Source organism: Microbacterium sp. (genome assembly GCF_051860965.1).
Taxonomy (GTDB): domain Bacteria; phylum Actinomycetota; class Actinomycetes; order Actinomycetales; family Microbacteriaceae; genus Microbacterium.
In genome coordinates, this window is record NZ_JBIMKU010000003.1 from 272,958 (window position 1) to 297,275 (window position 24,318).

Below are 24,318 nucleotides of genomic sequence, written 5' to 3' on the forward strand. Positions count from 1 at the left end.
GCACCACGGAGGAACCGGTGATGGCTCCGGATACCGCGGCATCCGGTCCCTCGTCAGGCGGACCCAACGACGAGCAGCTGCGCCGGGACGTCCCGCCGCACTACTAGGCCTTCGGCGCCTCTCCGGCCGGCGGCGTCGTGGAGACCGAGACGCCGGTCTGGCGCTCGAGCAGGTCGCGGATCTGGGTCAGCAGCTCGGTCTCGGTCGGTCCGGCCGGTGTCTCGTCGGCGACGCCCGCGCGGGCCGCCGCGCGCTCCTTGAACTTGTTCATAGGGAAGACGAACACGAAGTAGACCACGACGGCGACGGCGAGGAAGGCGATGATGGCGCCGACGATCGCCCCGAGCGGGAAGAAGACCTCCTGGCCCTGCAGGCCGGTGATGGTCGGTCCGACTTCGTCGAGGCTGTCGGCCTTGAAGACGAGTGCGATCAGCGGATTGATGAGTCCCGCGACGATCGCGTTCACGACGGCCGTGAACGCCGCGCCGATGACCACCGCGACGGCGAGGTCGATGACGTTGCCGCGGGTGATGAACTCCTTGAACCCCTGGATCATGTGCTGCCCCCTCACGGCGCACGTGCGCCGGTTACGAACCCGACGGTGCGGGCGAAGCCTTCGCTTCAGACTTCGATGATGTCGAAGATCCCGAGTCGCTGCCACCCGAGGAGGACGCTGCGGAGGAGTCGCTCGACGAGGTCTTGGCGCGGGAGTCGGTGCGATAGAAGCCCGAGCCGTTGAAGGTGACACCGATCGAGCCGTACTCCTTGCGCAGCGGCCCGCCGCATTCGGGGCACTCGGTGAGCGTCGCATCGGCGAAGGACTGGACGGCGTCGAAGCGGTGACCGCACTGCTTGCAGGCGTAGGCGTAGGTAGGCATGGGCTCTCGGTGTCGGTTCAGCGCCGCGTGGGCGACAGGGTCAGGGTGCGGGTCGGTGTCACGACGCCCGTGACGGGCTCGTCCCGCTCGTCGGACGGGACGTCGTCGAGCACTTCGGAGTCGAAGACGACGGCGTAGACGGGTGGGCACTTCTCCATCGAACCCAGGGTCTTGTCGAAGTAGCCGCGTCCCCAGCCCAGCCGCATGCCGTCGCGGCCGACCGCGGCGGCCGGGATCACGAGGACGTCGACGTCGTTGACGGCGATGGGGCCCAGCACCTCGCCGACGGGCTCGGGCAGGCCGAAGAGCCCCTCGGCGATGTCGCCGTCGGGGGTCGCCACCGCCCAGTCCAGAAGGCCGTCCGCTCGGGTGATGGGGAGGAGGACCCGGATGCCGCGGGCGACCGCACGCTCGACGAACTCGTGCGTGCCGGGCTCGGTCGTGGTCGAGAGATAGCACGACATCGACGTGACCCCGAGGCGTTCGACGAGCGCGTCCAGCTGCTCGCGGATGCCGGAGGCCGCGGCATCCCGCGCGCTCTCCGACAGGAGCTGGCGCCGCTCGCGCAGATCCGCGCGCAGGGCGCGCTTCTCGTCGTGGACGGCGTTCGGCATGACTCGAGTCTAGGCGAGCGCGAACCATAGACCCCCGAACGGGGGACAGCAAGCGGGTATGCGTTGTCGGTAGAGTTCTCGGCATGCCGCATAAGCCGTTCAAGGCCGTCATTCCCGCCGCAGGCCTGGGAACCCGATTCCTGCCCGCGACCAAGGCGATGCCCAAAGAGATGCTGCCCGTCGTCGACAAGCCCGCGATCCAGTACGTGGTCGAAGAGGCCGCCGCCGCCGGGATCGACGACATCCTGGTCATCATCGGGCGCAACAAGAACGCGATCTCGAACCACTTCGACTCGGTGCCCGAGCTCGAGGTCAAGCTGAAGGACAAGGGCGACAGCGAGCGCCTGCAGCGGGTCCTCGAGTCGAGCGACCTCGCCGACATCCACTTCGTGCGCCAGGGCGAGCCCAAGGGGCTCGGCCACGCCGTGCTGCGGGCCAAGGCCCACGTCGGCGAATCCTCGTTCGCCGTCATGCTCGGCGACGACCTCATCGACGAGCGCGACGAGCTGCTGACGACGATGATCGCGGAGCACGAGCGCACGGGCGCGGCGATCGTCGCACTCATGGAGGTCGACCCCGACCACATCCAGCTCTACGGCGTCGCGGCGGCCGAGCCGACCGACGACGACGACATCGTCAGGATCACGGGTCTCGTCGAGAAGCCCAACAAGGAGGACGCCCCCTCCAACCTCGCCGTCATCGGCCGCTACGTCCTCGCGCCGTCGGTGTTCGACATCCTCGAGCGCACCGAGCCGGGCAAGGGCGGCGAGATCCAGCTCACCGATGCCCTGCAGGAGCTCGCGGCGGATCCCGACGGCCCCGGCGTGTACGGCGTCGTGTTCCGCGGTCGTCGCTACGACACCGGCGATAGGGTGGACTACATCAAGGCCATCGTGCAGCTGGCGGCGGATCGCGACGATCTCGGTCCAGACCTGCGACCCTGGTTCAAGGAGTTCGCGGCGAACCTCTGATCGCCGCTCGTCACGAGGGGGTCGCATGGAGCTCAGCACTCCACGGCGCCATGGTCCGGTCTCGATCCGTCTCGTGAAGCAGCGCGACGCGCGCGTGCTCCAGCAGGAGCTCCTGTCCAATCGCGGATGGCTGCGCCCGTGGGAGGCCACGAGCCCCGACGGCCCGGTCTCGTTCGACATGCGCCTCGGTGTGCGACGCCTCCTCCAGCAGTACCGCGACGGTGCCGGAGTGCCCTTCGTCATGGAGCACGACGGCGACATCGCGGGTCAGCTCAACGTGTGGGGGATCGCGCGCGGGTCGCTCGCATCGGCGACGATCGGCTACTGGGTGAGCGAGCGCTACGCGGGGCGCAACATCACGCCGACGTCGGTGGCCCTCGCGACCGACGTCTGCTTCTCGGAGCTGCGCCTGCACCGCATGGAGATCTGCATCCGCCCCGAGAACGCCGCGAGCATCCGCGTCGTCGAGAAGCTCGGCTTCCGCTACGAGGGGCTGCGTCGGCGCTACATCCACATCGACGGCGACTGGCGCGACCACTACGCATTCGCGCTCGTCCGCGAAGAGGTGCCCGAGGGAGTGCTCCAGCGATGGGTCGCCGGGCGCGCGCCGCAGGACGCGGCGACCGTGCCGCCGGCGGACCGCCTGCACGCGTGAAGGTTAACCCTTGACCCGAGGTTGAAGGACACGCGACGGGATGCCGGGTCCGCCGCATCCTGTCGCCTACCGTGGACGCCATGGGTGGGCAGGTACTGGGCGGCGGAGTGATCGTGCTCGTCGCCGTGCTCCTGTGGCTCGTCTATCTGCTGCCGTCGTGGCACAGCCGCCGTCAGTACGACGCGTCGGAGCGCAACGCCGTGCGCCTGAACCAGGCGCTGCGCGTGCTCGCCGAGACGAGCGAGACTCCCGACGAGGTGCGCCTCGAACTGACCGCACGCACGGCGCTCGCGCAGCAGAAGCTCGCACGCCGCGCCCTCGCCGAGCGCGAGCACGCGGCGCTCGAGGATGCCCGTCTCGACCTCGAGCGCGCGCGCGATGAACGCGCCGCCGCGCGGTCGACGCCGCTCGCGCGGCGCGCTCGCGCCCGCCGGCGGATGAGGATCACCACGACGCTCTTCGCACTCGTCGGCATCGGTGTCGCCGTCTGGGGCGGGTGGCAGGTCGTCGCGACGGGATCACAGGTGCTCCTGTGGTCGGGCGTGGCGTTCGCCGCCGTCTGCGGGCTGCTGCTGCACCGGATGTCGCGCGTCGGAGCGCGGGCGATCGTGCGCGAGACCTCTGCCGAGCCGCGCCCCATGGCCGCCGTCCAGGATCTCGCCGTCGGCGAGGCGCCGCGCGTGTGGTCGCCGCGCGAGCTGCCCAAGCCGCTCACGGCGTCGGCCGGGTCCCGTGCCGCAGCCCTGCTGGATGCCGAAGAGGCGCGTGAGGCGGTGCGCCAGGCTGCCGTCGAAGAAGCGATGCGCGAGCGTGCGGAGGCGCAGCGGCCCCCGTCGATCGACACGGCGCGCCCGGCGCGCGAGTTCGCCCGCATGGGTTTCGTCGACGACGCCGAGATCGAGGCCCACGTGCGCGACCTGCTCTCCCGACGGGCATCCGGCCAGTAGCGGTCAGATCTCCCAGAGCACGCGGCCGCTGCCGAGCACCAGTTCGCGCGGGGGCGTGCGGACGATCGCATCCATGGGATTCTCCGCGTCCACGAGCACGAGATCGGCGGGAGCGCCGACGACGAGATCGTGCGTCGATCGTCCGACGAACGCGGCGGCGGCGCGCGTGGCGAGCTCGGCGACACGGTGGAGATCCTCGTCGCGCACGATGCCGGACGACCGTGCGTACTGCCACGCGATGCCGAGCAGATCGCCCGTGCCGTAGGGACTCCAGAGGTCGCGGATGCCGTCCGTGCCGAATCCGAAGCGGACGGCCGCGGCATCCATCTCCGTCAGCGGCAGCTGGGGCAGACGCAGCGGTGCGACGGTGGTCATGCTGATGTCGAGGGCGCCCATGGCCTCGAGCAGATCGTGACGGCGGGCGGGGGAGACCTCGGCGATCGCGAACCCGTGCGCGACGTTGACGCGGCCCGCGAGGCCGTGGCGTGCGGTGCGGTCGATGATGAGCTCGATCTGGAACGCTCCGAGGTCGGCGGAATCGTGGAGGTGGATGTCGATGCCGACGCCGGTGTCGGCCGCGATCGCGAAGAGCGCATCGAGCTGACCGACGGGGTCGCGATCGATGGATCCCGGGTCGAGTCCGCCGATGTGCTCCGCACCCGCGTCCGCGGCGGCGCGGAGCAGGTCGAGCACCCCGTCGCGGCGGAGCACGCCGTCCTGCGGGAAGGCGACGATCTCGGCGTGCAGGGCGCCGTCGTACTCGGCGACGGCCTCGCGCACGACCTCGATGCCGCGCAGGCCGATGCCCGGGTCGACGTCGACGTGCGTGCGCAGCGCCGTCGTGCCGGTGCGCACGGACTGCTCGAGGACGTTCCGCGTGACGTCGAGCCCTGGGATGCCGAGCTCCTCGCGTCGTGCGCGCTCGTGTCGGATGCGCCCCTCGGTGCCGCCTTCGCCGCCGTACGACTGCCACGGATGACCCCACCACGACTTGTCGACGTGCGCGTGCACGTTGAGCAGCCCGGGGAGGGCGAGGAGCCCGCGACCGTCGATCTCACCGTCCTGGAGCGGCGTGTCGGTCGCGTTCGCGATCGTCTCCCACGTCCCGTCCGCGGCGATGCGCAGGTCGCTGAGCGCACCTCCCCAGGGGCGGACGTTGCGGACGGACGTGACAGGGCGGAGCGAGGAGAGCATGGTTCCATCCTGCCTCTCGCGGCGTCGTCGTCGATTCGGGAGGGCGTTCGAGCCGTGATAATCTAACGGAGGTTCACGGGCCTATGGCGCAGTTGGTAGCGCGCCTCGTTCGCATCGAGGAGGTCAGGGGTTCGAATCCCCTTAGGTCCACCGGAATCACGAAACGCCCCTCTTCGGAGGGGCGTTTCCACGTCTACTCGATCTCGGCGCAGATCTGCGCCATCTCGGCCAGATAGTCCTCGAAGGGCGGGAGGCCGGCGTCGGTGCGGATGTCGTCGATGGATGCCGCGTCCTCGAGCGGCGTCGCGGGCGTCGGGCCGTCTTCGCCGCACCCGACCTGCGTGCCGTAGCGCTGAGGCTCGCCCTTCGCCACCGCGACGCGGTCGGAGAGATACGCGAGATTGCCCGGCGACGCGTCGCCCGCGGCGACGGCTGCCTCCAGCAGATCGAGGGCGCGCTCCTGGAAGGCGGGGTCGAGGTCGGAGTGCTGGGCGATCGCCCACGCGGCATCCTCACCGTCCTCTCCGACGAGGGAGACGCCGGGCCAGCCGTACTCGCCGATGATCTCCGCGAGCCGGTCGGTGCGCCGCTGGTCGCCCTCGTCGTCGACACCGCCGAGTCGACCGGCCTGATCGCGTTCGAACATCGCCAGGAGCTCCGCCTGCAGTTCCTCGTCCACGGCCGCCGCCGGGGTATGCACCGTGCTCGATGACGCTGACGTCGCCGTCGGGGCGCCCCCGGTGGATCCGGTGCATCCGGCGACAAGGAGCGCGACGGCCACCATCAGCGTGACAGCCCCTGATCTGCGCACGACACCCCCTGGATCCATCCTTGCGCGGGCTCGCGCCGCGGTGCAACGTTCGCACCGCAGATCCTTCAATGCTAAAGAAGTGTTGCGCAAGATGTCTTTAGGATCTATCGTCGAGGTCGTGACCGACGCCGACTACTCCCGCATCACCGATCCCGCGCGGCTGCGCGCGCTCGCGCATCCCCTCCGTCTGCGCCTTTTCGACCTGCTCACCGAGCGCGACGAGCTGACCGCCACCGAATGCGCGGAGGCCGTGGGGGAGTCGGTCGCAAGCTGCTCCTTCCACCTGCGCACGCTCGAGAAGTACGGCTTCATCGAGCGGGCGCCGGGTCGCGGGCGCGAGAAGCCGTGGCGCGCGCTGTCGCGGTCGTGGGACATGCGACCCGACCCCGAGCTCCCCGGCTCGCTCGCGGCGCTGCGCGAACTCGCGGTGCTCGGGCTCGACGCCGAGTGGCAGCGGGCGCGCACGTACTTCGTCGAGATCGAGAACGAGACGGATGACTGGGTCCAGGCATCCACCTTCACCCGCAGCACCTTCTGGGCGACCGCCGAGGAGCTCTCGCAGTTGAGCCAGGACCTCCAGCGCATCACCGAGCGCTTCGCGGGACGCAGCGCGGACCCGGGGCTTCGTCCGCCCGGCGCACGCTTCTCGCGCATGATGGCGATCGCAAACCCCGAGCCGTGGTCCAGCCCGCTCGCCGAGCAGATGCCCGACGGGGAGTCCGCATGACCACCGCCACCCGGCGTGCTCCTCGCGTGGCTGCCTGGTCGATCCGCGGGTTCCGGCAGCTGTCGGCCGCGTGGGTGTTCTCCAACCTCGGCGACAGCGCCCTGTATCTCATGGCGGCCGTCTGGGTGAAGGATCTCACCGGATCGGATGCCGCGGCGGCCAGCGTCTTCATCGCCCTCGGTCTTCCCGCCGTCCTCGCGCCGTTCCTGGGCATGCTCGCCGACCGGGTGTCGCGCAAGCGGCTGCTCGTCATCGCCTACGCCCTGATGGTGCCGATCGTCCTCGCCCTGCTCGCGGTGCAGCCGACCGGGCAGGTGTGGCTCGTGCACGCGGTCATCTTCCTCTACGGCTCCGTCGGGTACCTCACGGCGGCGGCGCAGTCGGGGCTGATCCGCGATCTCGTCGACGACGACCGGCTCGCATCGGCGAACGGCACGCTCACGACGATCGATCAGGGTTTCCGGCTCATCTCGCCGCTCATCGGCACCGCCCTCTACGTCCTCGCCGGCCCGGCTGCCGTGATCGTGCTCACCGCGGCATCCTTCGCCGTCACCACCGTTCTCATGGCGCGCATCCACGTGGTCGAGACGCCGCCGACGCCGAAGGTGGCCGATGGTCGCTACCGGCGCGATCTGGGCGCGGGATTCGCGCACCTCGCCCGCACGCCGCTGCTCAATCGTCTGACGCTCTCGATGGCGATCGCCTTCGGAGCGATCGGGCTCGTCAACGTGACGGTCTTCCCCGCCCTCGAGCAGGGTCTCGGCATCGACACGGCGGCGCTCGGCATCCTCGTCCCGATCCAGGGAGCGGGTGCGGTGCTCGGCGGCATCCTCTCGGCACGCATCGTGACGTGGCTCGGCGAGGGGCGCGCCGTCGGATGCGGGATGCTGCTCATGGCCATCGGGTGCCTTCCGACGGCGTGGACCTCGCTGCCGCTCGTCGTCGTGGGTATGGCGGTGCTGGGGTTCAGCATCCCGATCATCGTCGTGGGGTTCTCCACGTCGCGGCAGAAGCAGACCCCGCCGCACCTGCAGGGGCGCACATCGGCGGCGGGCAACGTCGCGGTGAACGTGCCGCAGACGCTCTTCAGCATCGTGGGGGCGTCGGTCATCGCAGCGGTGGACTACCGGATCCTCATCTACGCGACCGTCGCCGGCGTCATCGCCGCGGGGGTGCTGGCCCTGGCGCCTTCGCGCCACGCGGCGCATGCGCAGGCGTGACGTCGGCGGCGGTCGAGCGTGCGTCGAGGTTCCCTCGACGCACGATGCGTCATAGGTTCGGGATATGGCTCCTCGCACTCGGACCGACCGCGCCGTGCCCAATCTGCCGTCCAGATCGTTCGATGACACGATCGCGTTCTACCGCGGGTTCGGGTTCGAGCAGCGGTTCCGCGACGGCGGATGGCTCATCCTCGCGCGTGGCGGCGTCGAGCTCGAGTTCTTCCTCGCGCCCGAGCACGATCCGTACGCGAGCTGGTTCATGACGAGCGTGCGGGTCGCCGATCTCGACGCGCTCTACGCCGCGGTGCGCGCGAGCGGCGTGCCCGAGCGGGACTCCGGCATCCCGCGCCTCGTCCCTGTCGCCCTGCAGGAATGGGGGCTGCGGGCGGGGTTCCTGATCGATCCCGACGGCACGCAGCTGCACCTGATCGAGGACGCGGGCTAGGCCGGCGTCGTCTCGCGCGCCCGCAGGTCCTTCCGCAGGATCTTGCCCGCCGTCGACTTGGGGATGACGTCGATGAACTCGACGCGACGCACCTTCTTGTGCGGCGCCACGCTGTCGGCGACGAAGGACATGACATCGTCGGCGGTCAACCCCGACTCGGGCGCGGCGACCACGAACGCCTTGGGGATCTCCTGCTTGTCGTCGTCCAGGACGCCGATGACGGCCGCATCCATCACCTTCGGGTGCGACAGCAGCAGCGCCTCGAGCTCGGCCGGCGCGATCTGGTAGCCCTTGTACTTGATGAGCTCCTTCACGCGAGCCACGATCGAGTAGTAGCCGCCCTCGTGGTAGACGCCGATGTCTCCCGTGTGCAGGAAGCCGTCGGCATCGAGCGTCTCGGCCGTCGCTTCGGGCTTGTCGAGATAGCCGAGCATCACGTTCGGGCCCTTGATCCACAGCTCGCCCGGCGCCGTCACTCCGCCTTCGCCGAAGGACGTGATCTCCTCGCCCGTCTCGGTGTCGACGAGCTTGCACTCCTGGTTGGGCAGCAGCGTGCCGACCGACGAGACCGGCACGTCGTCCCGATCGTGCGGCGTCGCGTGCGACACGGGCGACAGCTCGCTCATTCCGTAGCCCTGCATGACCCGCGCGTTGATCCGACGGCCGGCGGCGTCGGCCGTCTCGCCGTCGAGCGGCGCGGCACCCGAGAAGACCGAGTGCACCGTCGAGATGTCGAACTCGTCGACGACCGGATGCTTCGCGAGCGCGACCGCGATCGGGGGCGCGATGAACAGGTACGTGCAGCCGAACCGCTGGATGTTCGTGAGGAAGTCGACGAGGTCGAACTTCGGCATCGTGACGAGGCTCGCGCGCTGGCGCAGCGCGAGGTTCAGCAGCACCGTCAGCCCGTAGATGTGGAAGAACGGCAGCACCGCGAGCACCCGGTCGCTCGCGTGCAGGTCGATGTTCGCGCGCGACTGCTGCACGTTGGCCACCAGGTTGCGGTGCGTGAGCATGACGCCCTTGGGGATGCCGGTCGTCCCCGACGAGTAGGGGAGTGCCGCGACGTGCGTCGCGGGATCGAACGACACGTCGGGCGCGGGGGAGCCCTCGGTCAGCATCTGCCGCAGGTCGGGGTGACCCTCCGCGCCATCGAGCACGATGACGCGCTCCGGCGGGATCCCGACGGCGTCCGCCGCCGTCGACGCCTGGCTCAGCAAGGGCGACACCGTGACGAACCACGTCGCGCCGGCATCCCGCAGCTGCTTCTCGATCTCGCCCGCCGTGTAGAGCGAGTTGATCGTCGTGACCGCGGCGCCCGCGCGGAGCGCGCCGTGGAACACCGTGGCGAACGCGGGGACGTTGGGGCACAGCAGCCCGATGACGGTATCGGTGCCGACCCCGCGAGCAGCGAGGGCGCCCGCGAAAGCGAGGATCTGCGCACGGAGTCCGCCGTACGTCGTCTCGACGCCCGTCGCCGGATCGATCAGAGCGACGCGGCCGTGGTCGTCGTCGGTGAGCGAGCCGAAGAGGTAGTCGTAGACGCTGACGTCGGGGATCTCGACATCGGGCAGAGGGCTTCGGAACACGGGGGTCTCCTTCGACGGCCGTCACCCGACTCCGTCGCCGGACGATGCGGTCCATCATGCCACCGAGCGACCCGGTTCCGAAGAGTGCGGAACCGGGTCCCGACGATGGATGCCGCGCCTGTGCGCCCGCGCGTCAGTGCGCCAGCACGTGCTGGCGGCCGCCCGCCGCGAGACGCTCCGCGGCGAGTCCCTCGGCGGCTGCGAGCGGAGTCACACCGCGCGACGCCGCCTCGTCGAAGATGCGCCGCACCGTGCCGCCGATCGCGGCGACCCGATCCATGATCTCGGCGCGGGTGCCGAGCTTCTTCGCCTCGAGGTCGAGGTAGATGACGCCGCCGGCGTTCACGACGAAATCGGGGGCGTAGAGGATGCCGCGTCCCGCGAGGCGATCCGCGCCTTCGCGCGCGGCCAGCGGGTTGTTCGCCGGGCCGCAGACGGCCTTCGCATCGAGCGCGTCGATGACGTCGTCGGTCAGCAGACCGCCGATGCCCGCCGGCACGAAGACGTCCGCCGGGATGAGGTGCTCCTCGCCCGGCAGCGCCCAGTCGGCGCCGAGTTCGAGAGCGAGATCCCGCTTCGAGGGGTTCACATCGGTGACGGTGAGCACAGCGCCCTCGGCTGCCAAGCGCACCGCGAGGCGACTGCCGACCTGACCGAGCCCCGAGATCGTGATGCGGCGCCCCGCGACATCCGACGCCCCGGCGACCCGCTCGAGGGTCGCACGCAGCGATTCGTACACGCCGAGGCTCGTGGGGCCCGCCGGCTCGCCCGAGCCGCCGCCCGCTTCGGGCAGACCGACCACGTGGTCGGTGCGCTCGCTGACGACGAGCATGTCGTCGGTCGTCGACCCCACATCCTCGGCGGTGCGGTACAGACCGTGCATCGACTCGACGGCGTCGCCCAGATCGAGGAACGCGTCGCGACGCCGCTCGGGGTCGAGCACCGTGCCGGGCTCGAGCGCGATCACGGCCTTGCCCCCGCCGGCGTCGAGACCCGCGGCCGCATTCTTGCGCGTCATCGCGGCCGAGAGCCGCAGCGCGTCGCCGAGTCCGTCGCTCCAGTGCGGGTACGACCACAGCCGTGCACCGCCGAGAGCGGATCCGAGCACCGAGGAGTGCAGTGCGACGGCGATGAACAGGCCGCTGCGTCGCCCGGTGATCACCTCCACGCGCTCGTGCGTGTAATCGGGCAGGGGCAGGGTGTGCGACATCGCGTTCTTCCTTCGGCTGGCCTTGTGGGCTGTGCGCTCCGCATGCCGCGGCGTTGCGGCATCCATCGTCCATTGCACCACCGCCGGGCGGATCGTTCAACCTGCGCGCGGGGAGTTGAGCAGAATGGTCAGGATGCCGGAGCATGCGCGCGCGGCGACGGCACACCCTGCTCGACGTCGAGACGCACCGGCGGGCCGGTGAGGGCGCGCAGCGCGTAGAGGATCGTCGCAAGATCGACGAGCTCCTGCACCAGCGCGCCGGCGACGGCGGGGATCACTCCCGTCGTGGCGACCAGCATGAGGGCGATGCTCAGGGAGATGCCGATCCAGATGGCCGTGTAGGCGACGCGCAGGGTGTCGCGACCGATCGATGCCGCGTCGGCGACCCGCGACAGGGAGTCCTTCAGGATGACGGCGTCGGCGGCGTCGCCGGCTGCCGTCGACCCCTTCGCGCCCATGGCGATCCCGACGTCCGCCGCGGCGAGGACGGGTGCGTCGTTGACGCCGTCGCCGACCATCAGAACGGGTCGCGGCCGCATCTGCGCGGCGAGATGGACCTTCTCGCGGGGGAGCAGTTCGGCGTGCACGTCGGTGATGCCGACGCCCGCGGCGATGGCGTCCGCCGTGGGGCGTGCGTCACCGGTCAGCATGACGATGCGTTCGACCCCCTGCGAGCGGAGCCAGGTGACGACCGCCCGAGCCTCGGGCCGGGCGTGGTCGGCCAGCACCAGCGCTCCCGCGAAGCATCCGTCGACGGCGACGTACGCCGCCGCGTGACCCGCGGTGAGCTCGACCCGCGCGGTGTCGGGAGCGATCGCGGCGATGTAGGCGGGCTTGCCCACGACGACCGTGCGCCCGCCGATGACGGCGCTCACCCCGTTCGTCGCCACCTCCCGCGCCTCGCTCGCCCCGACGAAGGCCAGCCCCCGGTCGCGCGCCGCGCGACGGATGCCCTCCGCGAGCACGTGACTGGAGTACTGCTCGGCCGATGCCGCGAGCACCAAGAGCTCGTCGCCGTCGAAGCCCGGGGCGGGCCGCACCTCGACGAGCACCGGTCGGCCGGCGGTGAGCGTGCCCGTCTTGTCGAACGCGGCCGAGCGTACGCGTGCGAGCTGCTCGATGACCGCGCCGCCTTTGATGATGATGCCCGCCTTGGCCGCGCGGGACAGCCCGCCCAGGAACGCCACGGGCGCCGCGATGAGGAGGGGGCACGGGGTCGCGAGCACGAGCACTTCGGCGAATCTGGTCGCATCCCCCGAGATCCCCCACGCCGCCCCCGCGATGACGAGCGAGACGGCCGTGAACGGGATGGCGAAGCGGTCGGCGAGGCGGACGACCGGTGCACGGGAGTCCTCGGCCTCCTGAACGAGCGCGACGATCTGCTGGTATTGGCTGTCGGCGCTGCGCCGCGTCGCGCGCACGCGCACGGCGCGCGTGCCGTTGACCGAGCCCGACAGGATCTCGTCGCCGCGCGCGCGTTCGACGGGAAGGCTCTCGCCCGTGATCGACGATTCGTCGAAGGACGCCGATTCGGTGAGCAGCTCGCCGTCGACCGGCACGACCTCTGATGGGCGCACCAGCAGCACGTCGCCGATCGCGACGTCGTCGGCCGCGGCGTCCTGCGTCTCGTCGGAATCGGCATCCGACGGATGCACGATGACGTGCGCGATGCGCGGCGCACGATCGAGCAGCGCCGTCAGCTCGCGCTTCGCGCGCCGCGCCGCGAAGTCCTCCAGAGCCTCGCCGCCCGAGAGCATGAGCACGATGATGAGGGATGCCACGTACTCGCCGACGGCGAGCGTCGCGATCATGGCCACCACCGCCAGGACGTCGAGGCCCACGTGTCCGCGCACGACGTCGCGGATCATCCCGACGAGCGTCCAGGCGATCACGAGCGAGACGTAGACCGTCGCGATCCATCGGCTCGTGCGGTCGTACCCGGCGACATCGAGCACGAGGACCGTGATGCCCACGACCACGGTGGCCGTGATGACCGGATACCGGGTCAGCGCTCGGAGGATCCTCATGCGACAAGACTGGCGCGCAGAGACGGCGGTGAACAGGCCCGTTCTATTCTGGGGCGATGACGGAGAACCTGCACCCGCGAAGCCGCCTCGTCCACGACGCCATCCGTGCGGCGGGAATCGAGGGCGACATCGTCGTGCTGCCGGATGCGGCATCCACCGCACCCCTCGCGGCCGCCGCCCTCGGGGTCGAGGTCGGCGCGATCGCCAACAGCCTCGTCTTCTGGTCGGACGGCGCGCCGCTCCTGGTCATGACCAGCGGCGCGCACCGCGTCGACACGACTGCTCTGGCAGCTCGGCTCGGCCGCGGTGACATCGTCCGCGCGACCGCCGAGCAGGTGCGCGAGGCGACGGGGCAGGCGATCGGCGGTGTCGCGCCGGCCGGGCATCCGTCTCGTCTCACCACGGTCGTCGACGAGGATCTGGCGCAGTACGACGAGATCTGGGCGGCCGGGGGCACGCCGCACACGGTCTTCCCGATGACCTACGACCAGCTCGTCGCGCTGACGGGCGGCACGGTCACGAAGGTCGACTGAGCAGATCCAGCGCGACGACGGCGGCGGCCGCCGACCACGCCTGCGGGCGACACGCCGCCGGGTAGGGCGTCGGTCGTGAAGACGAGTCCAGCGCGTCGCCCGAGTGCAGCTCGGGCACCCGGAAGTCGAAGCCCTCGGCCGCGGCGAGCATGCCGTCGACGATCGTGCGCGCCTCGGCGTCCAGGCCCGCGCGCATCATGCCGCGGACGGCGATCGCGGTGTCGTGCATCCAGACGCTGCCGCCGTGGTACGAGAGCGGCCAGTACCCCGCGGCATCCGTCGACATCGTACGGATGCCGTAGCCGCTCGACATCGACGGTCCCACCAGCAGTCCCGCGATGTGCGACTCCTCGGCGGGGTCGAGGATGCCGGTGCCCAGGAGGTGGCCGATGTTGCTCGTCAGGGTGTCGACGGGCTTCTTGTCGCGATCGAGCGCGACGGCCGGATAGCGCCCCTCGGGCGTTTCGACCCAGTAGGACGCCGCGAACCGTTCGCGAAGATCCGCGGCCCATGCGCGCAGAGCGGACGTGTCGTCGTCTGCGAAGGCGTCGAGCAGATCGGCGCCTGCGAGCACGGCCTCGTACGCGTAGCCCTGCACTTCGCACAGGGCGATCGGACCCTCGGCGAGGCGCCCGTCGCGCCACTGGATCGAGTCGCCCGAGTCCTTCCAGCCCTGGTTGGCAAGACCCCGACCGGTGCGGTCGATGTAGTCGAGGAATCCATCGCCGTCGCTGTCGCCGTGCTCCATGATCCACGCGAGCGCACGGCGCAGGGCCGGCAGCAGCTCGCGCACCTCGTCGTCGTGCATGCCCGCATGCCACGCATCGGCGAGCAGGCAGACCCACAGCGGCGTCGAATCGACGCTGCCGAAGTACAGCGGCGGCAGTGCGATGCCTTCGTGGGGCAGCTCGAGAACGGTCGAGCGCAGCTCGTGGAGGATCTTGCCGGGCTCCTGCGCGGACGCGGGGTCGTCGTCGGCGCCCTGCAGGCGCGCGAGCACGCGGAGCGTGGATGCCGCCATCCCGACGTCGAGGGGGAGCGCGAGCCGCGCCGCCCAGATCGAGTCCCGGCCGAAGAGCGTGAAGAACCACGGCGCACCCGCCGCGTAGAACTCGTCCGATGGCGCGTCGGGCATCGCGAGCCGGAGCGCGTCGAGGTCGCCCAGGGCCGTGTCGAGCCAGCGCGCGAGCCGCTGTTCGAAGGGGCGCGCGCGTGCGACGACGGATGCCGCATCCCACGGGGACCCGTCACCGCCGGCCCGCACGACGAGCGAGTCGTCTGCGAGCCGCAGCGAGAACGACACGTCGGCCCGGCCCCGAGGTGGAACGTCGATGCGCCAGCGGGCGACGATGACGGCGCCCTCCGCGTCGACCTCGGCGCCGGGGGCGTCGAGCGTGAACCGCTGATGCCCTGCAGTGACGGCGGCCGCGGCATCCCGCACCGACACGTCGAAGGCGCGCGCGTCGGCGATGCCGGACTTCACTTCGTGCAGGAGCGAGAACTCGGGCTCTACCCGCAGCTCGAGCGTCGTCGAGACAGGCTCGGCGACATGCGACGAGACCGTCCACGTCTCGGCGACCAGGCCCGCGTCGACACGGCGCTCGCGCGTGAGCCGCACCTTGGGATCGGGCCAGCGGTCGTCGACGCCGCGCAGCAGCCCGCCGAAGACGACGCGGGATGCCGCGCCCGGCGCGACCGAGATCCACTCGATCGGCGAGTCGGCGCACGAGGCCGACAGCGCACGGATGTGCCGGACGTCGCCGTGGTAGACGCCGTCGATGGGCGCACCGCCGATGTCGCCACCCGCGCCCGACCAGACCTGGGTGGGGGCGCGCAGCGCGATCACGGCGTCGTCGAGGAGGGGCTGCAGGGGCAGCGGCCGGGGTACGTCGGTCATTCCTTGAGTGCTCCTTGAGCGGTGTTCATGATGCGCTTCTGGAAGACGAAGAACATGATGGCGACGGGAATCGTCATGATGGCGGCGGCGGCGAGCTTGAGCGGGAACTGGTTGCCCTGCGACAGCTGGCCGGATGCCAGGCGGGCCACGCCCTTCGTGAGCGTCGTGAGCTCGGGCGACTGCGTCGACACGATGAAGTGCGAGAGCTCGTTCCACGAGCCCTGGAACGACAGGATGATGATCGTGATGAGCGCGGGACGCGCCATCGGCAGCACGACGGACCAGAAGATGCGGAACGTGCCGGCGCCGTCGATCCGCGCCTGCTCCTCGATGGACACCGGGATGGACTCGAAGAAGTTCTTCATGATGAACACCCCCGCCGCGTCCACGAGCAGCGGAACGATCATGCCCGCGTAGGAGTCGTACATCCCGAGCTGGTTGATCACGAGGAACTTCGGGATGAGCAGCACGACCGAAGGCACGGCCATGACGGCGATGACGGCGGCGAAGACGACCCCGCGCCCGCGGAAGTGCAGGCGGGCGAGCGCGTAGCCGGCGAGCGAGCAGAAGAACACGCGCCCGAGCGTCACGCAGATCGTCACGACCGCCGAGTTGGCGAACCACACCGGGAAGTCGCTGCGCAGGAACAGGCGCTCGTACGCCGCGAGAGTCCAGGTCTGCGGGATGAGTCCGATGGGGTCGGACGTCGCCTCGGCATCCGACTTGAAGGATGTCGCGACCTGGACGAGGAACGGGTAGATGTAGATGAGCGCGAGCACGATGAGCACGGCGTAGAGAATGATCTGCCACGTCAGGGTGCGGGTGTGCCAGCGCTGCCGTGTGGGCTTCTGCCACTTCGGGGTCCCTCGCTCGGCCGCGATGATCTCGGCCTCGGGAAGCGTCGTGCCGCTCATCGTGCGTCACCTCCGGTCGTGCGGGCCTTCGGAGCCGACACCTCGTAGCGGCGCGCTCGGCGCCGCGAGACAGGACGGTCACGCAGCACCCACCGCTGGACGATCGTGAAGAAGACGATGATCCCGAAGAGGATGAACGCGATCGCGGCGCCCTGTCCCCAGTCCTGGCCGAGGAACGCCGACGAGTAGGACAGGTAGGCGGGGGTCACGGTGGTCTTTCCGGGAGCGCCCTGCGTTCCCGTGTAGATCTGGTCGAACACCTGCCAGCAGCCGATGAGGCCGAGCGTCAGCACCGTGAAGAGCGTGGGCTTGAGCTGGGGGAGCGTCACGAACCAGAAACGCTGCCAGGCGTTCGCGCCGTCCATCAGGGCGGCTTCGGTCGTCTCGACACCGACGTTCTGCAGTGCCGCGATGAACAGCAGCATGAACGTGCCGCTCGTCGTGAAGATCGCCATGAGCATGAGGGCCGACATCGCGACGGACGGGCCCGCGAGCCAGTTCCACCATGAGAGGCCGAGGAAGTCGTTGTCGGTGAGAGCAGGCGGGCCGCTCGTGATGCCGAGTCCTGCGAGCGCGTTGTGCACGATGCCGGACGGATCGTTGAACCAGTTGGGGCCGTTGATGCCGACCCACGACAGGATCTCGTTGACCACCCCGGTCGCCGAGAAGAGGAACAGCCACAGCACCGTGATCGCCACCGAACTGGTGACGGAAGGGAAGTAAAAGGCCGTGCGGAAGACACCCCGACCGCGCAGCACCGCGCGGTTGACGAGCACAGCGAGAAAGAGTGCGAGCGCGGTCTGCAGCGGCACGACGAGCAGGACGTACCAGGCGTTGTTGCGTAGAGCCGTGCCGAAGTCACGGGTGGCCAGACCGCCGTCGGTGGTGATGGCGGCGTAGTTGTCGAGCCCGACGAAACCCACGTTGCCCGAGAAGGGGCTGCCGCGGCCGGACCAGTCCGAGACGCTGACCCAGAGCGCCATGACGACGGGGACGAGGAGGAACACCCCGAGGATGAGCAGTACCGGCAGGGTGAACACCCAGCCGGCGAGCGCCTCCCCGCGCCGGATGCCCGTGCGGGGCATCCGGTCGCGGGAAGGTGCTGCGGCGGTGGTCGTCATCGGATCAGCCGACGACTGCCTCGGTGTTGGACTGCACCGTGTCGAGGATCTCCTGCGGGTCGCTGGTCTTGAGCGACTCGAGCGATGCGTTGAAGTCCGAGATCACGGCGGCGATGCCGTCGTTCGTCGGCACGCTCTTGGCATAGTCCGCACCGGCCAGGAAGGCCGCGAGGTCGGGGTTCTCGCTCGTCCACGCGTCGGCGGCCGAGGCGACCGGCGGCATCGGGCCGAAGGCCTTCGAGAACGCCAGGAGCTGGTCGGTCGACGTCAGGTACTCGACGAGGTCGAGCGCGGCCTGCTGGTTGGGGCTGTCGGCAGCCATGCCCCAGCAGTTCGTGAACTGCAGCGTGCCCTGACCCGCGGGGCCGGCGGGGAGCTCCGCGACGACGTAGTCGACATCGGGGAAGTCGTTCGCCATCGCACCGGTGATCCAGTTGCCCTCGATGACCATCGCGGCCTGCTGCTTGCCGAACGCCTCGCCGCCCCAGCCCGCGCCCAGGTCGATCGTCGCGTACGCGAACGAGCCGGCATCCATGTTGTCCTTGACGTACGTGAGCGCCTCGACGTTCTCGGGGCTGTTCGCCGTCGCCTCGGTGCCGTCGTCGCTCACGAGCGCTCCGCCCGCCTGCGCCATGAAGGCGCCGAGACGCTGATACTCCGCGCCGAATGCGAGACCCGTCACGCCGTCCTTGGTGAGCGTCGTCGCGACCGTCGCCAGGTCGTCCCACGTCGTGGGGATGTCGGCATCGGTCAGGCCCGCCGCATCCCACAGTCCCTTGTTGATGATGAGCTGCAGCGTCGAGAAGTCCTTCGGAGCGCAGTAGAAGTCGCCGTCATAGGTGAAGTTCTGCACGAGAGACGGGTAGAAGTCGTCCTTGTTCTCGAGCATGTCGCCGTAGGCGACGAGCGAGCCGTTGCTCGCGTACCCCGCGAGCGCCTCGGGGGCGAGGTAGAACAGGTCGGGCGGGGATCCGGCGGCGAACCCCTGCGCGAGCTCCTGCGACAGGTCGCTCGCGGCGGTGACCTTCACGTCGATGCCGGAGTCCTCCGACCACGCGGCGACGGCGGCGTTGACGGCATCCGTCTCGGCGTCTCCCGACGAGCCGATGAGGATCTCGAGCGCGTCGTCGGACGAGGTGAGCTCGCCGTCCGCGGCGCCGCCCTCGTCGCCTCCGCTGAAGCCCGAACCGCATCCGGTGAGGACGAGTGCCGTCGTGATCGTGAGGGCGCCCACCCCCACGAGCATCCGTGCTGTGCGATGTGCCATGAACTCTCTCCTTCGATGAGTCGTGCGTGCCGAATCTATCGGCGCCCCTATCGGTGCGATTTGATCGATCAAACTTTGAACGATCAAATTCCTGCTGTCAAACTAAGCGTCGAGCATGCAGGGTGTCAACCCCCGCGCTAGCCTGTCGGAACGAGCCCACCGGCGAGAGGAGGTCCGATGGTGAAGCCGCCCACCGTCGAGGACGTCGCGCTCGCCGCCGGCGTCTCGCGCCAGACGGTGTCGAACGTGCTGAACGCCCCCTCGGTCGTCAAGACCTCCACGCGCGAGCGCGTCGAGCAGGCCATCGCAGAGCTCGGCTATCGCCGCTCGGCCGCGGCGCGACAGCTGCGCACGCGGCGCAGCTCGACCATCGGCATCCATCTCGATCCCTACGCCGGGGGGATCTCGGGCGTCGTGCTCGACCGGTTCGTGCACGCCCTCACCGAGCGCGCCGGCGACCGGGGCATGCGGATCCAGCTCTACGCGGCGCGGAGCCCGACCGAGGAGATCGGGCGCATGGGCGAGCTCGTCGACGGCGGCGAGATCGACGCGGTCGTCATCACCGGCACGTTCCACGGCGACCCGCGCACGGACTGGCTGGTCGATCGCGGAGTGCCCTTCGTGTCGTTCGGCCGCCCGTGGGGCGAGGACGACGTCGCCGACCCCGCGCACCTCTGGGTCGACGTGGACGGAGCGGCGGGCACGGCGGCGGCGACCCGCCATGCCCAGTCGACGGCGGGATCCCGCATCGCATTCCTCGGGTGGCCGTCGGGTTCGGGCACGGGTGACGATCGCGAACGGGGATGGCGGAACGAGATGGATGCCCGCGGCGACGATGCGCCGCGCCTGACCTCCGACGAGAACGTCGGCCATGCCCGATCGGTCGTCGCCGCGGCGCTCGCGTCGTCGCATCCTCGTCTCGACGCCATCGTGTGCGCGAGCGACTCGCTCGCGATCGGGGCGCACCTGGCCGCGACCGCCGCGGGACGCGCGGATCTTCCGGTGTTCGGCTTCGACAACACGCCCGCGATCGAGGCCCTCGGACTCAGCTCCGTCGAGCAGCTGCCCGAGAAGGTCGCCGCGGGGGTCCTCGAGCTGATGGGTCCGACCGGCCGATCGGTCGACCCGCGCATCCCCGTCGCCGGAACGGCCCACGTGCTGGTCGAACCGCGCCTCGTCGTGCGCTGACCGGGCGCAGGCGCGTCCGCTGACCGCGCGGGGGAGCGGCGCTCAGCGTCCGGCTCGCGTGCCTCCGATGCGTCGAGCGAGCTCGGCGGCCGTCGCCTCCACGACCTCGGCGAGGGCCTCGGCATCGACGGGCGCATCGCTCTCGAACGTGACGGCGACCGCGGCGCTCGGCCATCGCGCGTGGTCGAGCACCGCGGTCCCGACCGAACGCAGGCCGAGCGTGACCTCGCCGTCCTCCTCCGCGAAGCCTCGGGAGCGCACGCCGCGCAGCAGGTCGCGCAGCTCGCGCGGCGAGCCGGGTCCTCGGCCCGTGCGATCGGCGAAGGCCGACGCATCCGGGTACAGCGCCCGCACCTGCTCGCGGGGCAGGGCGGCCAGCATCGCGCGACCCGTCGCGGTCAGGTGCGCGGGCAGGCGCACACCCACGTCGGTGACGAGCGCGGGCCGGCGCGGAGCGCGCTCCTCGACGAGGTACAGCACGTCGCGGCCGGTCATGACGGCGAGGTGCGCGCTCTCGCCGGTGCGGTCGGCCAGAGCCGCGACGAGCGGTCGACCGAGCCGCGCGAGCGGCTGCTGACGTGCGAAGCCGCCGGCGAGCTCGAACGCAGCGGTGCCGAGTCCCCACCGGCGCTCGCCCGGGACGTGCACGACGAAGCCGTGCTCCTCGAGCGTCGCGAGCAGGAAGTACACGGTCGATCGCGGGATGCCGAGTGCCGTCGCGAGCGCGCTCGCCGCGACCGGCCCGCGCTGCTCGGCGAGATGAGCGAGGATGCGGAGCGTCTGATCCGCTGCCGGCACCTGCGGTCGGGAGCGGACGAGTTTGTCTGGCATATCAGACACAGGATGCCACGTCCCCCTGTCCGCGGCCACTCCCGCGGTGTGGAATCGAGGCATGAGCACACCTCCCGTCATCGTCGGCGCCGCGCCCCTCCGTCCAGAAGACGTCGTCGCGGTCGCCCGTCGCGGAGCCCGGGTCGAGCTCGACCCGGCCGCGATGAAGCGGGTCGCGACATCCCGCGCCCTCATCGAAGGCCTCGCCGACGACCCCGAGCCCCACTACGGAGTTTCGACCGGCTTCGGCGCGCTCGCGACGACCTTCATCGCGCCCGAGCGTCGACGCCAGCTGCAGCTGAGCCTCATCCGCTCGCACGCGGCGGGCACGGGCGCCGAGGTCGAGGTCGTGGTCGTGCGCGCACTGCAGCTCCTGCGGCTCCAGACGCTCGCGAGCGGACGCACCGGCGTGCGGCCCGTCGTGGTGGAGACCTACGCGGCGATGCTCAACGCGGGCATCACCCCCGTCGTGCGGGAGTACGGCTCCCTCGGCTGCTCGGGCGATCTCGCTCCGCTGTCGCATGTCGCCCTCGCCGCCATCGGCGAGGGCTCGGTGCGTGTGGGCGGCGAGCTCGTCCCCGCGGCGGACGCGCTGGCCGCGGCGTCGATCGTCCCCCTCGAGCTGCAGGAGAAGGAGGGGCTCGCCCTCATCAACGGCACCGACGGAATGCTCGGGATGCTGCTGATCGCGCTGCACGACCTCGGCGTGCTCCTCGAGACGGCTGACGTCGCTGCCGCGATGTCGATCGAATCGCAGCTCGGCACCGATGCCGTCTTCGCCGCCGACCTCATGGCCCTGCGCCCGCAGCACGGACAGTCCGCGTCGGCCGCGAACCTGCGCGGCTTCCTCGCGGGCTCCGCGATCATGGCGTCGCATCGCGACCCGGCCGTCTGCACGCGCGTGCAGGACGCCTACTCGCTCCGCTGCACGCCCCAGGTGCACGGCGCCGCGCGCGACACCGCCGATCACGCGGCGCTCGTCGCATCCCGCGAGCTCGCCTCGACGGTCGACAATCCGGTCGTGACCCTCGACGGTCGCGTCGAATCCAACGGCAACTTCCACGGCGCTCCCGTCGCGTACGTGCTCGACTTCCTCGCGATCGCGGTGGCGGATGTGGCGAGCATCTCGGAGCGCCGCACCGATCGGGCGCTCGACCCCGCGCGCAGCCACGGGCTTCCGCCGTTCCTCGCGCACGAGGTCGGTGTCGACTCGGGTCTCATGATCGCGCAGTACGCCGCCGCCGGGATCGTGTCGGAGCTCAAGCGGCTCGCCGTGCCGGCATCCGTCGACTCGATCCCGTCGTCGGCGATGCAGGAGGACCACGTCTCGATGGGCTGGGCCGCCGCGCGCAAGCTGCGCCGCGGCATCGACGGACTCGCGCGCGTGCTCGCGATCGAGATCGTCACCGCGGCCCGTGCGCTCGACCTGCGGGCCCCGCTCGATCCCGCGCCGGTGACCGGCGCCGTGCGCGAGCGCCTCCGCACCGTCGTCGCCGGGCCCGGCCCCGACCGTTTCCTCTCACCGGATCTCGAGGCGGCGACCGACCTCGTCATCTCGGGCGAGATCATCCGCGCGGCGACGGCGTCGCTGCGCGAATTCGACACCACCGAAGGAGCAGTCCGATGACCCGTGACATCCGCGCGGCGCGCGGCAACGAGCGCACCGCTAAGAGCTGGGGCGCCGAAGCCGCCAAGCGCATGCTCATGAACAACCTCGACGCCGAGGTCGCCGAGCATCCCGAAGATCTCGTGGTCTACGGCGGCACGGGCAAGGCTGCGCGGAGCTGGGAGGCCTACGACGCGATCGTGCGCACCCTCGACGAGCTCGAGCCCGACGAGACCCTCCTCGTGCAGTCGGGCAAGCCGGTCGGCGTGTTCCGCACGCACGAGTGGGCCCCGCGCGTGCTCATCGCCAACTCGAACCTCGTGGGGGACTGGGCGACGTGGCCCGAGTTCCGCAGGCTCGAGGACCTCGGTCTCACCATGTACGGCCAGATGACGGCGGGTTCGTGGATCTACATCGGCACGCAGGGCATCCTGCAGGGCACGTACGAGACGTTCGCCGCCGTGGCGCGGTCGCTCGGTCGCTCCGACCTGAGCGGGACGCTGACCTTGACGGGCGGATGCGGCGGCATGGGCGGCGCCCAGCCGCTCGCCGTGACCCTGAACGGCGGGGCCGTGCTGATCGTCGACGTCGACGAGTCGCGCCTCGCGCGCCGGGTCGAGCACGGCTATCTCGACGAGTACACGACCGATCTCGACGCGGCGATCGACCGCGTCGTGGCCGCGAAGAGCGCGGGCGAGGCGCTGTCGGTCGGGGTCGTCGGCAACGCCGCCGAGGTGTTCGGCGACCTGCTGCTGCGCGGCACGCCGATCGACATCGTGACCGATCAGACGTCTGCGCACGATCCCCTCGCCTATCTGCCCGTCGGCGTGCCCTTCGACCGCTGGCGCGCAGAGGCCGAGCGCGATCCCGAAGGGTTCACGGCCCGCGCGCGGGGTTCGATGGCGAAGCAGGTCGCTGCGATGGTCGGGTTCCAGGATGCCGGAGCCGAGGTCTTCGACTACGGCAACTCGATCCGCGCCGAGGCGAAGCTCGGCGGGTTCGAGAACGCCTTCGCGTTCCCCGGATTCGTCCCGGCGTACATCCGCCCGCAGTTCGCGGAGGGGCGCGGCCCGTTCCGGTGGGTCGCGCTGAGCGGCGACCCCGAAGACATCCGCAAGACCGACGAAGCGGTCAAGGCGCTGTTCCCCGATGACGTCGGGCTCGTCCGCTGGCTCGAGAAGGCCGGCGACGCCGTGCACTTCGAGGGCCTCCCCGCGCGCATCTGCTGGCTCGGCTACCAGGAGAGGCACCTCGCGGGGCTGAAGTTCAACGAGATGGTCGCGTCGGGCGAGCTGTCGGCGCCCATCGTGATCGGTCGCGACCACCTCGACGCGGGGTCCGTGGCATCCCCCTACCGCGAGACCGAGGCGATGGCCGACGGCTCCGACGCGATCGCCGACTGGCCGCTGCTGAACGCGCTGCTCAACACCGCATCGGGCGCCTCGTGGGTGTCGATCCACCACGGCGGGGGCGTGGGCATCGGCCGCAGCATCCACGCCGGGCAGGTCACCGTCGCCGACGGCACGCCCCTCGCCGCCGAGAAGCTCGCTCGCGTGCTCGTGAACGACCCCGGCACGGGCGTCATGCGGCACGTGGATGCGGGCTACGATCGCGCCAAGGAGGTCGCGGCCGAGCGCGGCCTGAAGGTGCCGATGCTGTGAAGGACTCCGCTC

General features: G+C 70.6%; 23 protein-coding genes and 1 tRNA gene. 11 read left to right on the forward strand and 13 right to left on the reverse strand.

The features are described 5' to 3' along the window. Window positions 1-103 precede the first annotated feature (103 nt). Genes mscL through ACTIFV_RS07170 form a run of 3 tightly spaced genes read right to left on the reverse strand, consistent with a single transcriptional unit; the run spans window position 104 to window position 1,492 of the window. Complete coding sequence (mscL, locus tag ACTIFV_RS07160; RefSeq protein ID WP_439592086.1) at window positions 104-556, reverse strand: large conductance mechanosensitive channel protein MscL; 453 nt, start codon at window positions 554-556, stop codon at window positions 104-106. A gap of 31 nt (window positions 557-587) precedes the next feature. Beyond that, window positions 588-878 (reverse strand): FmdB family zinc ribbon protein, encoded by a 291-nt coding sequence (locus ACTIFV_RS07165; protein ID WP_439592087.1) that lies wholly within the window; start codon window positions 876-878, stop codon window positions 588-590. Between the two features lie 17 nt (window positions 879-895). Further along, the gene (locus ACTIFV_RS07170) at window positions 896-1,492 is read right to left on the reverse strand and encodes a 5-formyltetrahydrofolate cyclo-ligase (RefSeq protein WP_439592088.1); all 597 of its coding nucleotides are present in this window, start codon (window positions 1,490-1,492) and stop codon (window positions 896-898) included. A gap of 83 nt (window positions 1,493-1,575) precedes the next feature. Between ACTIFV_RS07170 and galU the strand changes: the two genes are divergently transcribed. The 3 genes from galU to ACTIFV_RS07185 all read left to right on the forward strand — a co-directional run bounded on the left by galU (window position 1,576) and on the right by ACTIFV_RS07185 (window position 4,065). Beyond that, window positions 1,576-2,463, forward strand: a complete 888-nt coding sequence (gene galU, locus ACTIFV_RS07175) for a UTP--glucose-1-phosphate uridylyltransferase GalU (protein WP_439592089.1) — start codon at window positions 1,576-1,578, stop codon at window positions 2,461-2,463. 25 nt (window positions 2,464-2,488) lie between these two features. Continuing rightward, window positions 2,489-3,118, forward strand: coding sequence for a GNAT family N-acetyltransferase (locus ACTIFV_RS07180; RefSeq protein WP_439592090.1), 630 nt, complete (start codon window positions 2,489-2,491; stop codon window positions 3,116-3,118). An 80-nt stretch (window positions 3,119-3,198) separates the two neighbouring features. Then, on the forward strand, window positions 3,199-4,065 hold the full coding sequence (locus tag ACTIFV_RS07185) for a large exoprotein (protein WP_439592091.1): 867 nt from the start codon (window positions 3,199-3,201) through the stop codon (window positions 4,063-4,065). A gap of 3 nt (window positions 4,066-4,068) precedes the next feature. Here the strand turns inward: ACTIFV_RS07185 and ACTIFV_RS07190 are convergent, their stop codons facing one another. Continuing rightward, a complete protein-coding gene (locus ACTIFV_RS07190; RefSeq protein ID WP_439592092.1) occupies window positions 4,069-5,259 on the reverse strand; it encodes an amidohydrolase family protein in 1,191 nt (396 codons plus the stop codon). A 77-nt stretch (window positions 5,260-5,336) separates the two neighbouring features. On the opposite strand from ACTIFV_RS07190, the gene ACTIFV_RS07195 reads away from it, so the two are divergent. Beyond that, window positions 5,337-5,409: transfer RNA gene (locus tag ACTIFV_RS07195), tRNA-Ala, on the forward strand. 43 nt (window positions 5,410-5,452) lie between these two features. Here the strand turns inward: ACTIFV_RS07195 and ACTIFV_RS07200 are convergent. Then, complete coding sequence (locus tag ACTIFV_RS07200; RefSeq protein ID WP_439592093.1) at window positions 5,453-6,070, reverse strand: DUF6624 domain-containing protein; 618 nt, start codon at window positions 6,068-6,070, stop codon at window positions 5,453-5,455. A 118-nt stretch (window positions 6,071-6,188) separates the two neighbouring features. Between ACTIFV_RS07200 and ACTIFV_RS07205 the strand changes: the two genes are divergently transcribed. From ACTIFV_RS07205 to ACTIFV_RS07215, 3 genes are all read left to right on the forward strand, one after another. Next, a complete protein-coding gene (locus tag ACTIFV_RS07205) occupies window positions 6,189-6,797 on the forward strand; it encodes an ArsR/SmtB family transcription factor (RefSeq protein WP_439592094.1) in 609 nt (202 codons plus the stop codon). Next, a complete protein-coding gene (locus ACTIFV_RS07210) occupies window positions 6,794-8,017 on the forward strand; it encodes an MFS transporter (protein WP_439592095.1) in 1,224 nt (407 codons plus the stop codon). The genes ACTIFV_RS07205 and ACTIFV_RS07210 overlap by 4 nt, the downstream gene beginning before the upstream one ends. Before the next feature lie 64 nt (window positions 8,018-8,081). Next, on the forward strand, window positions 8,082-8,462 hold the full coding sequence (locus ACTIFV_RS07215) for a VOC family protein (protein WP_439592096.1): 381 nt from the start codon (window positions 8,082-8,084) through the stop codon (window positions 8,460-8,462). Here ACTIFV_RS07215 and ACTIFV_RS07220 read toward each other — a convergent pair. The 3 genes from ACTIFV_RS07220 to ACTIFV_RS07230 all read right to left on the reverse strand — a co-directional run bounded on the left by ACTIFV_RS07220 (window position 8,459) and on the right by ACTIFV_RS07230 (window position 13,288). After that, the gene (locus ACTIFV_RS07220; protein WP_439592097.1) at window positions 8,459-10,051 is read right to left on the reverse strand and encodes an AMP-binding protein; all 1,593 of its coding nucleotides are present in this window, start codon (window positions 10,049-10,051) and stop codon (window positions 8,459-8,461) included. The genes ACTIFV_RS07215 and ACTIFV_RS07220 overlap by 4 nt on opposite strands. A gap of 133 nt (window positions 10,052-10,184) precedes the next feature. Beyond that, window positions 10,185-11,261 (reverse strand): Glu/Leu/Phe/Val dehydrogenase dimerization domain-containing protein, encoded by a 1,077-nt coding sequence (locus ACTIFV_RS07225; RefSeq protein WP_439592098.1) that lies wholly within the window; start codon window positions 11,259-11,261, stop codon window positions 10,185-10,187. 128 nt (window positions 11,262-11,389) lie between these two features. Continuing rightward, window positions 11,390-13,288, reverse strand: a complete 1,899-nt coding sequence (locus ACTIFV_RS07230) for a heavy metal translocating P-type ATPase (RefSeq protein ID WP_439592099.1) — start codon at window positions 13,286-13,288, stop codon at window positions 11,390-11,392. 56 nt (window positions 13,289-13,344) lie between these two features. On the opposite strand from ACTIFV_RS07230, the gene ACTIFV_RS07235 reads away from it, so the two are divergent. Beyond that, window positions 13,345-13,821, forward strand: a complete 477-nt coding sequence (locus tag ACTIFV_RS07235; RefSeq protein ID WP_439592100.1) for a YbaK/EbsC family protein — start codon at window positions 13,345-13,347, stop codon at window positions 13,819-13,821. On the opposite strand, the gene ACTIFV_RS07240 is transcribed toward ACTIFV_RS07235, so the two are convergent. Genes ACTIFV_RS07240 through ACTIFV_RS07255 form a run of 4 tightly spaced genes read right to left on the reverse strand, consistent with a single transcriptional unit; the run spans window position 13,805 to window position 19,020 of the window. Further along, entirely contained in the window at window positions 13,805-15,718 is a 1,914-nt protein-coding gene (locus ACTIFV_RS07240; protein WP_439592101.1) for a glycogen debranching N-terminal domain-containing protein, read from the reverse strand. The two genes, ACTIFV_RS07235 and ACTIFV_RS07240, sit on opposite strands and share 17 nt — an antisense overlap. Next, the gene (locus ACTIFV_RS07245; RefSeq protein ID WP_439592102.1) at window positions 15,715-16,632 is read right to left on the reverse strand and encodes a carbohydrate ABC transporter permease; all 918 of its coding nucleotides are present in this window, start codon (window positions 16,630-16,632) and stop codon (window positions 15,715-15,717) included. Before ACTIFV_RS07245 ends, ACTIFV_RS07240 begins: the two co-directional genes overlap by 4 nt. Continuing rightward, window positions 16,629-17,753, reverse strand: a complete 1,125-nt coding sequence (locus ACTIFV_RS07250) for a carbohydrate ABC transporter permease (protein ID WP_439592103.1) — start codon at window positions 17,751-17,753, stop codon at window positions 16,629-16,631. The genes ACTIFV_RS07245 and ACTIFV_RS07250 overlap by 4 nt, the downstream gene beginning before the upstream one ends. A 4-nt stretch (window positions 17,754-17,757) precedes the next feature. Next, window positions 17,758-19,020 carry a sugar ABC transporter substrate-binding protein gene (locus tag ACTIFV_RS07255; protein WP_439592104.1) on the reverse strand — a complete coding sequence of 421 codons (1,263 nt, stop codon included), beginning with the start codon at window positions 19,018-19,020 and terminating at the stop codon, window positions 17,758-17,760. A 177-nt stretch (window positions 19,021-19,197) separates the two neighbouring features. On the opposite strand from ACTIFV_RS07255, the gene ACTIFV_RS07260 reads away from it, so the two are divergent. Next, window positions 19,198-20,208 (forward strand): LacI family DNA-binding transcriptional regulator, encoded by a 1,011-nt coding sequence (locus tag ACTIFV_RS07260; protein ID WP_439592105.1) that lies wholly within the window; start codon window positions 19,198-19,200, stop codon window positions 20,206-20,208. Between the two features lie 42 nt (window positions 20,209-20,250). On the opposite strand, the gene ACTIFV_RS07265 is transcribed toward ACTIFV_RS07260, so the two are convergent. Next, complete coding sequence (locus ACTIFV_RS07265; RefSeq protein ID WP_439592106.1) at window positions 20,251-21,039, reverse strand: IclR family transcriptional regulator; 789 nt, start codon at window positions 21,037-21,039, stop codon at window positions 20,251-20,253. A 61-nt stretch (window positions 21,040-21,100) separates the two neighbouring features. Here ACTIFV_RS07265 and hutH point away from each other — a divergent pair, with 61 nt between their 5' ends. Further along, window positions 21,101-22,666 carry a histidine ammonia-lyase gene (gene hutH / locus ACTIFV_RS07270; RefSeq protein ID WP_439592107.1) on the forward strand — a complete coding sequence of 522 codons (1,566 nt, stop codon included), beginning with the start codon at window positions 21,101-21,103 and terminating at the stop codon, window positions 22,664-22,666. Further along, window positions 22,663-24,306: a urocanate hydratase gene (hutU, locus tag ACTIFV_RS07275; RefSeq protein WP_439592108.1), complete on the forward strand. Its 1,644-nt coding sequence runs from the start codon at window positions 22,663-22,665 to the stop codon at window positions 24,304-24,306. The genes hutH and hutU overlap by 4 nt, the downstream gene beginning before the upstream one ends. The last annotated feature ends 12 nt before the right edge of the window (window positions 24,307-24,318 follow it).

What these genes read in the sequence shown, in the direction of transcription:
- mscL (WP_439592086.1), bottom strand. Translation starts at nt 556, where the DNA reads ATGATCCAGGGGTTCAAGGAGTTCATCACCCGCGGCAACGTCATCGAC.
- ACTIFV_RS07165 (WP_439592087.1), bottom strand. Translation starts at nt 878, where the DNA reads ATGCCTACCTACGCCTACGCCTGCAAGCAGTGCGGTCACCGCTTCGAC.
- ACTIFV_RS07170 (WP_439592088.1), bottom strand. Translation starts at nt 1,492, where the DNA reads ATGCCGAACGCCGTCCACGACGAGAAGCGCGCCCTGCGCGCGGATCTG.
- galU (WP_439592089.1), top strand. Translation starts at nt 1,576, where the DNA reads ATGCCGCATAAGCCGTTCAAGGCCGTCATTCCCGCCGCAGGCCTGGGA.
- ACTIFV_RS07180 (WP_439592090.1), top strand. Translation starts at nt 2,489, where the DNA reads ATGGAGCTCAGCACTCCACGGCGCCATGGTCCGGTCTCGATCCGTCTC.
- ACTIFV_RS07185 (WP_439592091.1), top strand. Translation starts at nt 3,199, where the DNA reads ATGGGTGGGCAGGTACTGGGCGGCGGAGTGATCGTGCTCGTCGCCGTG.
- ACTIFV_RS07190 (WP_439592092.1), bottom strand. Translation starts at nt 5,259, where the DNA reads ATGCTCTCCTCGCTCCGCCCTGTCACGTCCGTCCGCAACGTCCGCCCC.
- ACTIFV_RS07210 (WP_439592095.1), top strand. Translation starts at nt 6,794, where the DNA reads ATGACCACCGCCACCCGGCGTGCTCCTCGCGTGGCTGCCTGGTCGATC.
- ACTIFV_RS07215 (WP_439592096.1), top strand. Translation starts at nt 8,082, where the DNA reads ATGGCTCCTCGCACTCGGACCGACCGCGCCGTGCCCAATCTGCCGTCC.
- ACTIFV_RS07225 (WP_439592098.1), bottom strand. Translation starts at nt 11,261, where the DNA reads ATGTCGCACACCCTGCCCCTGCCCGATTACACGCACGAGCGCGTGGAG.
- ACTIFV_RS07230 (WP_439592099.1), bottom strand. Translation starts at nt 13,288, where the DNA reads ATGAGGATCCTCCGAGCGCTGACCCGGTATCCGGTCATCACGGCCACC.
- ACTIFV_RS07235 (WP_439592100.1), top strand. Translation starts at nt 13,345, where the DNA reads ATGACGGAGAACCTGCACCCGCGAAGCCGCCTCGTCCACGACGCCATC.
- ACTIFV_RS07240 (WP_439592101.1), bottom strand. Translation starts at nt 15,718, where the DNA reads ATGACCGACGTACCCCGGCCGCTGCCCCTGCAGCCCCTCCTCGACGAC.
- ACTIFV_RS07245 (WP_439592102.1), bottom strand. Translation starts at nt 16,632, where the DNA reads ATGAGCGGCACGACGCTTCCCGAGGCCGAGATCATCGCGGCCGAGCGA.
- ACTIFV_RS07250 (WP_439592103.1), bottom strand. Translation starts at nt 17,753, where the DNA reads ATGACGACCACCGCCGCAGCACCTTCCCGCGACCGGATGCCCCGCACG.
- ACTIFV_RS07255 (WP_439592104.1), bottom strand. Translation starts at nt 19,020, where the DNA reads ATGGCACATCGCACAGCACGGATGCTCGTGGGGGTGGGCGCCCTCACG.
- ACTIFV_RS07260 (WP_439592105.1), top strand. Translation starts at nt 19,198, where the DNA reads ATGGTGAAGCCGCCCACCGTCGAGGACGTCGCGCTCGCCGCCGGCGTC.
- ACTIFV_RS07265 (WP_439592106.1), bottom strand. Translation starts at nt 21,039, where the DNA reads ATGCCAGACAAACTCGTCCGCTCCCGACCGCAGGTGCCGGCAGCGGAT.
- hutH (WP_439592107.1), top strand. Translation starts at nt 21,101, where the DNA reads ATGAGCACACCTCCCGTCATCGTCGGCGCCGCGCCCCTCCGTCCAGAA.
- hutU (WP_439592108.1), top strand. Translation starts at nt 22,663, where the DNA reads ATGACCCGTGACATCCGCGCGGCGCGCGGCAACGAGCGCACCGCTAAG.